Below are 1,550 nucleotides of genomic sequence, written 5' to 3'. Positions count from 1 at the left end.
CGAGCCTGGTAGATCGCCATGTTCAATCTTTGTTCTTCAACATGGCCAAAATCGCAGCTTCGGGCCGACTGGGCCTTTATGGCCTGCTTCGCTTCAAAGACGGCATAGACGCTTTCGGCCGGAACGATGGTTGATCCCTGAAATTCAAATATGATCGGTGAATACTGCCGGTCATAGATCACGATATCAAGCTGCTGGCTAAATGCGCCGGTGCTGTCGACCACATAGGCCTTTTGCGCCCTGTAACGCTCTGGCAGATATTTCGTGAAAAGCTCTATCCAGATCGCCTCGCTTGCATCCCCTTTATCAACGGGATGACCGAGCAAAGCGCGCGCATCGCCTAGCCGGCGTTCGATATCGTCGTGCAGACTTCCTAAAAGTGCTGTGAGGGACCATCCCGTCATCGGACGAAACCCTCCCAATTTCCTGCGAGGGCGCGAGTGGCGGCGGTCTTGATCGCTGCCTTCTCAACATTTGTCAGGTCGTCCGATATGACGTTGTTCGTGTTAGCAGGATCAACAACACGGGCATTTTGGAAGCTATCCCGCAAATACTCAAGGCATGTTACAATGTTCTGCGATAACGATCCGGCCCACACTCCAGACAGTGCCCTGATGACTGTTAGCTCAAGATAGAAAGATGGAAAGTCGAGGCCCTTCTGGTTTCTCCATAGCTTCATAAGACGAATTTCACGCTGCCGGGTCGATCCGGAAACAAGCGCAATATGCGTCGCCACATTCGTTTTTGTCCAAGTCGAGGCCCGGTTTCGATAAAGGCTATGATCGGTTGTAAATGCACTTTGGCGCTTGCCGGGAACAAGGTCTACATCGTAGCCGCTGATATTGATGTTGATTGATACATTCTGCTTTTTCGGCTTGTAACCGGCGTTCTGCATATTGTCGAACAGCGACCCGTAAATCTGCCCTAGCGTTTCAGGCACGTCCTCATGGATCGATATGAACAGATCGATGTCTGTTCCGCTTTTATTAGCAGTTCCCTTAGAAAACGATCCGCTCGGCGATATTCCGAGCAGAAACCTGTTCGCCCACGTTGATATGGTTGGTGATACGATGTTCTGCACTTGCCACAGTGGCGAGTAGATACTTGTATCTACTGCTTCTCGCGACAGTATCGATTGGAGATATGCGTCGCTCATGTCAGCTCGGCACATTCAAAAGGCGAATGTCGCCGATGAAGCTCTCAAGGGATTGCAGATGCGGCTGCACCTCGTCCGGGAATGAATCCTTGAGGCCCTGCGGCACGACAAGCTGCACGCCGGCCTCGGTCATTTCCCTGAACTGCGATATCGAGACGCCTTCCTGCAGCGTGAACAGGTGCTTCCGCGGCACGCGCTGCGCCTCGTTCAAAATCTGCCGCCAGCGATCCTTGCATGTGGTTTTCACCGCCAGCATGCGGAGCTGATCGTCAGGGAAGGCTGTGTTCTTGTAGGCCGCTTCTGACGGGAACAGGAAATCGGGCTCTGTTGCAAAGATTGGCGGCAGTCAGAGGTAGGCTGTCGCTCTGCGCCGATCAGGCGGCTGCTGCGAAAT

The 1,550-nt window shown here is 53.1% G+C and carries 3 protein-coding genes; all 3 read right to left on the bottom strand.

All coding sequences use genetic code 11. From position 1 onward, the window contains the following. Positions 1-404: DUF6602 domain-containing protein (locus tag AC0KVN_RS27535; protein ID WP_483656819.1), on the bottom strand; the 404-nt coding region annotated here is incomplete at its 3' end. Continuing rightward, positions 401-1,156 carry a hypothetical protein gene (locus tag AC0KVN_RS27530; RefSeq protein WP_483656817.1) on the bottom strand — a complete coding sequence of 252 codons (756 nt, stop codon included), beginning with the start codon at positions 1,154-1,156 and terminating at the stop codon, positions 401-403. The genes AC0KVN_RS27530 and AC0KVN_RS27535, both read right to left, overlap by 4 nt. A gap of 1 nt (position 1,157) precedes the next feature. Further along, a complete protein-coding gene (locus AC0KVN_RS27525; RefSeq protein WP_483656821.1) occupies positions 1,158-1,469 on the bottom strand; it encodes a type II restriction endonuclease in 312 nt (103 codons plus the stop codon). Between the last annotated feature and the right edge of the window lie 81 nt (positions 1,470-1,550).

The sequence above is a fragment of the Sphingobium sp. SG1 genome (genome assembly GCF_057063145.1).
Note: the sequence above shows the minus strand (reverse complement) of the source record. Positions and strands in the feature narration are given on the sequence as shown.

What these genes read in the sequence shown, in the direction of transcription:
- AC0KVN_RS27530 (WP_483656817.1), bottom strand. Translation starts at nt 1,156, where the DNA reads ATGAGCGACGCATATCTCCAATCGATACTGTCGCGAGAAGCAGTAGAT.